Annotated in this window: 9 protein-coding genes; all 9 read left to right on the forward strand. The window is 68.9% G+C overall.

The genetic code is table 11. From position 1 onward, the window contains the following. Positions 1–20: 20 nt before the first annotated feature. The gene (locus tag AB0F81_RS13540; RefSeq protein ID WP_360195854.1) at positions 21–725 is read left to right on the forward strand and encodes an HTH domain-containing protein; all 705 of its coding nucleotides are present in this window, start codon (positions 21–23) and stop codon (positions 723–725) included. Further along, complete coding sequence (gene sufB / locus AB0F81_RS13545; RefSeq protein ID WP_360195857.1) at positions 722–2,143, forward strand: Fe-S cluster assembly protein SufB; 1,422 nt, start codon at positions 722–724, stop codon at positions 2,141–2,143. Before AB0F81_RS13540 ends, sufB begins: the two co-directional genes overlap by 4 nt. Before the next feature lie 37 nt (positions 2,144–2,180). Further along, the gene (sufD, locus tag AB0F81_RS13550) at positions 2,181–3,308 is read left to right on the forward strand and encodes a Fe-S cluster assembly protein SufD (RefSeq protein ID WP_360195860.1); all 1,128 of its coding nucleotides are present in this window, start codon (positions 2,181–2,183) and stop codon (positions 3,306–3,308) included. After that, complete coding sequence (locus AB0F81_RS13555; protein WP_360195862.1) at positions 3,298–3,630, forward strand: non-heme iron oxygenase ferredoxin subunit; 333 nt, start codon at positions 3,298–3,300, stop codon at positions 3,628–3,630. The genes sufD and AB0F81_RS13555 overlap by 11 nt, the downstream gene beginning before the upstream one ends. Continuing rightward, positions 3,627–4,385, forward strand: a complete 759-nt coding sequence (gene sufC / locus AB0F81_RS13560; protein ID WP_360195865.1) for a Fe-S cluster assembly ATPase SufC — start codon at positions 3,627–3,629, stop codon at positions 4,383–4,385. The genes AB0F81_RS13555 and sufC overlap by 4 nt, the downstream gene beginning before the upstream one ends. 16 nt (positions 4,386–4,401) lie before the next feature. After that, positions 4,402–5,631 (forward strand): cysteine desulfurase, encoded by a 1,230-nt coding sequence (locus tag AB0F81_RS13565; RefSeq protein WP_360195867.1) that lies wholly within the window; start codon positions 4,402–4,404, stop codon positions 5,629–5,631. After that, positions 5,631–6,086 carry a Fe-S cluster assembly sulfur transfer protein SufU gene (gene sufU, locus AB0F81_RS13570; RefSeq protein ID WP_360195870.1) on the forward strand — a complete coding sequence of 152 codons (456 nt, stop codon included), beginning with the start codon at positions 5,631–5,633 and terminating at the stop codon, positions 6,084–6,086. The genes AB0F81_RS13565 and sufU overlap by 1 nt, the downstream gene beginning before the upstream one ends. After that, the gene (locus tag AB0F81_RS13575) at positions 6,083–6,589 is read left to right on the forward strand and encodes a metal-sulfur cluster assembly factor (protein ID WP_360195873.1); all 507 of its coding nucleotides are present in this window, start codon (positions 6,083–6,085) and stop codon (positions 6,587–6,589) included. Before sufU ends, AB0F81_RS13575 begins: the two co-directional genes overlap by 4 nt. A gap of 69 nt (positions 6,590–6,658) precedes the next feature. Further along, positions 6,659–7,411, forward strand: a complete 753-nt coding sequence (locus tag AB0F81_RS13580; protein ID WP_360195875.1) for a maleylpyruvate isomerase family mycothiol-dependent enzyme — start codon at positions 6,659–6,661, stop codon at positions 7,409–7,411. Positions 7,412–7,716 lie beyond the last annotated feature (305 nt).

Here is a 7,716-nt window from a genome sequence, read left to right on the forward strand (position 1 = left end):
AAATACGTAACGTTGGCGTAGTGAAATACGAGGTGCAGATCCAGACCGGTGTGGTGGCGTCCGCCGCCGCGTCGGACGGGCGCACCCGTGACCGGGTCGCCCAGCTGCTCCTGGAGCGTGGCGCCGCCACGGCGGCCGAGCTCGGAGCCGAGCTGGGTCTGAGCCCCGCGGCGATCCGCAAGCACCTCGACGCCATGCTCGCCGACAACCGGGTGGAGACCCGGGAGGTGCGTAGCGTCCGTCCCCGCGGCCGGGGCCGCCCCGCCAAGGCGTTCGCGCTCACCGCGGCCGCCCGCGAGGATCTCAACCCGCACCACTACGACGGCATCGCCACCGCGGCGCTGCGCTGGATCGCCCAGCACGGCGGCCCGGAAGCGGTCAGTGCCTTCGCCACCGCCCAGGTCCAAGCCCTGGGGGAGCGGCTGGAGGCCGCTCTGCGCTCGGCCGGTCACGATCCGATCGCGCGCGCGGAGGCGCTCGCCGAGGCGCTGACCGCCGAAGGTTACGCTGCCAACGCGACCACGATCGCGTCCGGCGGGCAGCTGTGCCAGCATTCATGCCCGGTGGCCCACGTGGCTGCCGAGTTTCCTCAGCTGTGCGACGCCGAGACCGAAGTCATCTCCCGGCTCATCGGCACTCACGTGCAGCGCCTCGCCACCATCGCCCACGGCGACGGGGTGTGCACGACACACATCCCGTCATCAACGGTTAGGACAGATAGATGACTGACCAGATCGTCACCCAGGAAGAGCACCTCGCGGCTCTTGGGAAGTACGAGTACGGCTGGGCCGACGCCGACGTTGCCGGCGCGGCTGCTCAGCGTGGCTTGTCCGAGGCCGTGGTGCGCGACATCTCCGCGAAGAAGAGCGAGCCGCAGTGGATGCTCGACCTTCGCCTCAAGGGCCTGCGCCTGTTCGACCGCAAGCCCATGCCGAACTGGGGCGCCGACCTCACCGGCATCGACTTCCAGAACATCAAGTACTTCGTGCGTTCCACCGAGAAGCAGGCCGCTTCCTGGGAGGAGCTGCCCGAGGACATCAAGAACACGTACGACAAGCTCGGCATCCCGGAGGCGGAGAAGCAGCGTCTCGTCGCCGGTGTCGCCGCGCAGTACGAGTCCGAGGTCGTCTACCACGCGATCCGTGAGGACCTCGAGGCCCAGGGTGTCCTCTTCCTCGACACGGACACCGCGCTCAAGCAGCACGAGGACATCTTCAAGGAGTACTTCGGCACGGTGATCCCGGTCGGCGACAACAAGTTCGCCGCGCTGAACACCTCGGTGTGGTCCGGTGGCTCGTTCATCTACGTGCCGAAGGGCGTGCACGTGGACATCCCGCTGCAGGCCTACTTCCGGATCAACACGGAGAACATGGGCCAGTTCGAGCGGACCCTGATCATCGCCGACGAGGGCAGCTACGTGCACTACGTCGAGGGCTGCACCGCGCCGATCTACTCGTCCGACTCGCTGCACTCCGCGGTCGTCGAGATCGTCGTGAAGAAGAACGCCCGGGTGCGCTACACGACCATCCAGAACTGGTCGAACAACGTCTACAACCTGGTCACCAAGCGCGCCACCTGCGAAGAGGGCGCGACCATGGAGTGGATCGACGGCAACATCGGCTCCAAGGTGACGATGAAGTACCCGGCGGTCTACATGACCGGCCCGCACGCCAAGGGCGAGGTGCTCTCGATCGCCATGGCCGGCGAGGGCCAGCACCAGGACTCCGGCGCCAAGATGGTGCACGCCGCGCCGAACACCTCCTCGACGATCGTCTCCAAGTCGATCGCCCGGGGTGGCGGCCGCACGTCGTACCGGGGTCTGGTGCAGGTGCTGGAGGGCTCGTCGAACTCGAAGAGCACCGTCAAGTGCGACGCGCTCCTGGTCGACACGATCTCCCGCTCCGACACGTACCCGTACGTCGACATCCGCGAGGACGACGTGAACATGGGTCACGAGGCGACCGTCTCCAAGGTCAGCGAGGACCAGCTCTTCTACCTGATGAGCCGCGGCCTGACCGAGGACGAGGCGATGGCGATGATCGTGCGTGGCTTCATCGAGCCGATCGCCAAGGAGCTCCCGATGGAGTACGCGCTGGAGCTGAACCGCCTGATCGAACTGCAGATGGAAGGCGCTGTCGGCTGACCAGCCGCTCCTGTTGGATTCGGATTTAAAGGAAGAAATGACTACCGAGGCCATCGCCCCGCCGAGCACCAAGTCGCAGGTGCTGCGCTCCTTCGACGTCGCCGACTTCCCGGCCCTCAACGGCCTGGAGGAAGAGTGGCGTTTCACCCCGCTCAAGCGACTGGGTGACCTGGTCAAGGCCACGTCGCTGACCGGTGCGGCGCCGTCGGTCGAGTACGGCGACCTGCCGGCCGGCGTCACGGTGTCCTCGGCGGACTCCGTGGACCCGGTGCTCACCCCGTTCGACCGGATCAGCGCGCTCGCGTTCGGTTCGGCCGCCGGCGTCACCCTGATCGAGGTGGCGCCCGAGGCCGAGCCGGCCGAGGCGGCGGTCATCCGGCTCGTCGGCAAGGGCGGCGACGCCGCGGCGGCGCGCACCTTCGTGAAGGTGGGCAACTTCGCCAAGGCGACGATCATCCTGGAGCAGACCGGCTCGGTCACCCTGGCGGACAACATCGAGGTCGTGCTTGGCGACAGCGCCCAGCTCACCTTCGTGACGCTCGCCGAGTGGGACCGCGACGCGGTGCAGGCCCAGCACATCAAGTTCCGGGTCGGCAAGGACGCCCGCGTCCAGCACCTGCAGGTCACCCTCGGCGGCGACCTGGTCCGGCAGTTCACCAGCGTGGAGTACACGGGGCGCGGCGGCGACGCCGAGCTGTGGGGCCTCTACTTCGCCGATTCCCGTCAGCACCACGAGCACCGCCAGCTGGTCGACCACAGCGTGCCGGACTGCCGCAGCTACGTGGGTTACCGCGGCGCGCTGCAGGGCAAGTCGGCGCAGACCGTCTGGGTCGGCGACGTGCTGATCCGGGCCGCGGCGACCGGCACCGACACCTACGAGATCAACCGGAACCTGGTCCTCACCGACGGCGCCGTCGCTCACTCCGTGCCCAACCTGGAGATCGAGACCGGTGAGATCGCCGGCGCCGGGCACGCGAGCGCGACCGGCCGGTTCGACGACGAGCAGCTGTTCTACCTGATGGCGCGCGGCATCCCCGAGGGCGAGGCTCGCAAGCTGGTGGTCCGCGGCTTCTTCGCCGAGCTGATCAACAAGATTCCGGTCGAGGAGCTGCGCGAGCGGCTCGGCGACGCCATCGAGGCCCGGCTGGTCGACAGTGGCCTTTGAGAATGTCGGCCCGGTGACCGATGTCGCGAAAGGCACCGCTCTCCAGGTGGAGATCGACGGTGTCGAGATCGCGGTCGTGCACGCCGACGACGACAATTTCTATGCCGTCCGCGACGAGTGCAGCCACGCTTCGGTGGCGCTCTCCGAGGGGGAGGTGGACGGGTGCACGCTGGAGTGCTGGCTGCACGGCTCCCGGTTCGACCTGCGTACCGGTGAGCCTTCCGGACCGCCCGCCATCGACCCGGTGGCGATCTATCCCGTCGAGATCCGCGACGGCGACATCTACGTTTCGACGACACCGAGTAATGGAGTAGAGCCGTGAGCACCCTGGAGATCCGCGACCTGCAGGTTTCGGTGAAGCTGCCGGATGGCGAGCTGAAGCCGATTCTCGCCGGGGTCGACCTCACCATCAAGTCGGGCGAGACGCACGCCATCATGGGCCCGAACGGCTCCGGCAAGTCGACGCTGGCCTACTCCATCGCCGGCCACCCGAAGTACGAGATCACCGGCGGCACGGTGACCCTGGACGGCCAGGACATCCTGGAGCTGAGCGTGGACGAGCGCGCCCGCGCCGGCCTCTTCCTCGCCATGCAGTACCCGGTCGAGGTGCCCGGCGTGTCGGTGGCGAACTTCCTGCGTACCGCGAAGACCGCGATCGACGGTGAGGCGCCGAAGCTGCGCACCTGGGCCGGCGAGCTGCGCGGCGCCATGGAGAAGCTGCAGATGGACCCCGCGTTCGCCCAGCGCAACGTGAACGAGGGCTTCTCCGGCGGTGAGAAGAAGCGGCACGAGATCATGCAGCTCGAGCTGCTCAAGCCGAAGATGGCGATCCTCGACGAGACCGACTCCGGCCTCGACATCGACGCCCTGCGGGTGGTCAGCGAGGGCGTGAACCGGGTCCGCGCGACCGGGACGACCGGCTTCCTGCTGATCACCCACTACACCCGGATCCTGCGCTACATCAAGCCGGACTTCGTGCACGTCTTCGTGGGCGGCAAGATCGTTCAGGAGGGTGGCCCGGAGCTCGCCGAGCAGCTCGAGGCCGAGGGTTACGAGAAGTTCCTCACCCGCGCCTGATTCGCTAGGAGAGATCGTGAGCTTCGACGTCGAGCGGGTCCGCAAGGACTTCCCGATCCTCGAGCGGGAGGTCAACGGCCACCCGCTGGTCTACCTGGACAGCGCCAACACCTCGCAGAAACCGGTGCAGGTGCTCGACGTCATGCGCGCGCACCAGGAGCGGTACAACGGCAACGTGTCCCGCTCGGTGCACACGCTCGGCACGGAGTCGACCGAGGCGTACGAGGGGGCCCGGGCCCGCATCGCGACGTTCATCGGCGCGGCGAGCCCGGACGAGGTGGTGTTCACCAAGAACTCCACCGAGGCGATCAACCTGGTCGCCCACTCGGCCGGGCAGATGCTGCGCCTCGGGCCGGGGGACGAGGTCGTGATCTCCGAGATGGAGCATCACTCCAACATCGTCCCCTGGCAGCTCCTCTGCGAGCGGACCGGCGCCACGCTGCGCTGGTTCGGCATCACCGACGAGGGCCGTCTCGACGAGTCGCAGCTGGACTCGCTGATCACCTCACGTACCAAGATCGTTTCGGTCGTGCACATGTCCAACGTGCTCGGCACGATCAACGACGTGTCGCGGATCTCGGCCCGGGCCCGCGAGGTCGGTGCGCTGCTGATGCTCGACTGCTCGCAGTCGGTGCCGCACCTGCCGATCGACGTGCAGTCGCTCGGCGCCGACCTGATCGCGTTCACCGGGCACAAGATGCTCGGCCCGACCGGCATCGGCGTGCTCTGGGGCCGGTTCGACCTGCTCGCGCAGCTGCCGCCGTTCCTGGCCGGCGGCTCGATGATCGAGACGGTCACGATGGCCGGCACCACCTACGCCGCGCCTCCGGCGCGGTTCGAGGCCGGCACGCCACCGATCACCGAGGCCATCGGCCTCGGCGCGGCGGTCGACTACCTGTCCGGGTTGGGCATGGCGGCGATCCACCAGCACGAGCAGGACATCACTCGGTACGCGCTGGACGCGCTCACCTCTGTTCCCGGCGTGCGGATCTTCGGGCCCGCATCGCCGGAGGGGCGTGGTGGCACGGTGTCGTTCGGCGTCGACGGGGTACATCCGCACGACGTGGGACAGGTGCTCGACGCACTCGGGGTCGAGGTGCGGGTCGGCCATCACTGCGCGCGGCCGGTCTGCTCGCGTTTCAGCGTGCCGGCGATGACCCGGGCCTCGTTCTACCTCTACACGACCACGGCCGAGATCGACGCCCTGGCGCGCGGTCTCGACCAGGTGCGGAAGGTGTTCGGCTGATGATGCTCGACGGTCTCTACCAGGAGATCATCCTCGATCACTACAAGAACCCGCACGGGCGCGGGCTGCGCGATCCGTTCGACGGGGAGGCGCATCACGTCAACCCGACCTGCGGGGACGAGATCACCGTACGGGTGACGGCCGACCTGACGGACATCTCCTACGACGGCCTCGGCTGCTCGATCAGCCAGGCCTCCGCGTCCGTGCTGCACGAACTGGTGCAGGGTAAGGACCCGGCGGCAGCCTCGGAGATCCACCACGCGTTCGTGGAGCTGATGCAGAGCCGCGGCCAGATCGAGCCGGACGAGGACGTGCTCGGCGACGGCATCGCGTTCGCCGGCGTGGCGAAGTTCCCGGCCCGGGTGAAGTGCGCGCTCCTGCCGTGGATGGCGTTCAAGGACGCGGCCGCCCGTGCCGGTGTCGACGTGGGCGTGAGCCCGGAGGTGAAGGCATGACTGACAAGACTGATTCCGCCCAGACGGTGGCTACCGCGCCGGGTTCGGCCAGCGATCCCTCCGCTGACGAGGTTCCCGCCTGGCTCGCCGCCGAGCGCGCCGAGGCGGCCGAGGCCGGCGAGCCGGTCGAGGTTCCCGCGGCCAGCGTCTCGGAAGCGGCGGACAAGCCGGCGGCGAAGAAGGCGTCCGTCGCCGACATCGAAGAGGCGATGAAGGACGTCGTCGACCCCGAGCTCGGCATCAACGTGGTCGACCTCGGCCTGGTCTACGGCACCCACGTGGACGACGACAACGTCGCCACCCTCGACATGACGCTGACCTCCGCGGCCTGCCCGCTGACCGACGTCATCGAGGACCAGACCCGGCAGGCGCTGACCACCGGCCCCGGCGGCGGGCTGGTCCAGGACTTCCGGATCAACTGGGTGTGGCTCCCGCCGTGGGGCCCCGACAAGATCACTGACGACGGGCGTGAGCAGCTGCGAGCGCTCGGCTTCAACGTCTGAGGTACGCCATGAGGGCGGTGCGTGGTCAGCGCGCCGCCCTTTGTCGTACCCCGGTGGTAGAAACCGGGAATGACGTCGACACCGCCGTTCCCCGAGCTGTTGTCCCTGATCGTGGGCCGCTCGGCCGCCCTGCGCGACGCCGCCGCGGCCGGCGACCTGACGGCCCGGGTGCCCGGCTGTCCCGACTGGTCGCTGCGTGACCTGGTCGCCCACCTCGGCGCGGTCCAGCGTTTCTGGGCGGTCACCGTGTCCCTCGCCGACGACTCCGCCCCACCCTCGGTGGAGCAGCGCGGTGACCGGGAGCCACACGGTGACCTGCTCGAGTGGTTCGAGGAGTCCACGCGCCTGCTGGTGACGGCCCTGCGCGCCGCCGGCCCCGACTCGCCCAGCTGGGCCTGGTGGGCTGGTTCCGGCGCGCCGCTGACCGCCGGGGCGGTCGCCCGGCATCAGGTGCAGGAGGCGGCGGTGCACGCCTTCGACGCCCAGGAGGCGCTGGGCAAGCCGGAGCCACTGCCGGCCGCCGTCGCGGTCGACGGGGTGGCCGAGTTCCTCTCCGTCGGGCTCGGCTCGCTCGGCGCGTGGCCGCATCGCCCGGCCCGGGTGCAGTTCCAGGCCATCGAGGGCCCGTCGTGGACGCTCGACCTCTCCCCGTCCGGAGCCACCGCCGGCCCCGCCGCGAGCGGCGAGCCGGTCACCCGCATCCGGGGCACCGCGAGCGATCTGGTGTTGCTGCTCTACCGGCGGATCCCCGTGGAGGATGTCCGGGTGGATGGTGATCGCTCGGTCGCCCAGCAGCTCCGCGAGTGGAGCAAGATGGACTGACCGCTGCCCGGACGGCCGTGGCTTGCGGCCTTCGGCCCCAATCCGATGCCCTCGGAGTCGGAGCTTCCCGGATTCAAGCAGACCTGCGAGACCTATCACGCCGCGATCTTGGCGGCCGGGCTTTACGTCATGTGGGCGGCTGTGGCTTGCCGCCTTCTAGGCGGCCGGGACTTCGCGTCGCTCGGGCGGCTGTGGCTTGCCGCCTTCTAGTACTGCTACGGCGGTTCGTAGCTTCCGAGCGTGCTGAGTCGTTTGCGGTAGTGGGAGTCACGGGATCGTTGAAGGCAGCGGCGGCGGAAGGTTGA

This window comes from Actinoplanes sp. NPDC024001, assembly GCF_040638955.1.
Taxonomy (GTDB): domain Bacteria; phylum Actinomycetota; class Actinomycetes; order Mycobacteriales; family Micromonosporaceae; genus Actinoplanes.

Bases quoted from the DNA above. Each gene is read 5' to 3' on its own strand.
- AB0F81_RS13580 (WP_360195875.1), top strand. From the start codon at position 6,659: ATGACGTCGACACCGCCGTTCCCCGAGCTGTTGTCCCTGATCGTGGGC.
- sufD (WP_360195860.1), top strand. From the start codon at position 2,181: ATGACTACCGAGGCCATCGCCCCGCCGAGCACCAAGTCGCAGGTGCTG.
- AB0F81_RS13575 (WP_360195873.1), top strand. From the start codon at position 6,083: ATGACTGACAAGACTGATTCCGCCCAGACGGTGGCTACCGCGCCGGGT.
- sufB (WP_360195857.1), top strand. From the start codon at position 722: ATGACTGACCAGATCGTCACCCAGGAAGAGCACCTCGCGGCTCTTGGG.
- sufU (WP_360195870.1), top strand. From the start codon at position 5,631: ATGATGCTCGACGGTCTCTACCAGGAGATCATCCTCGATCACTACAAG.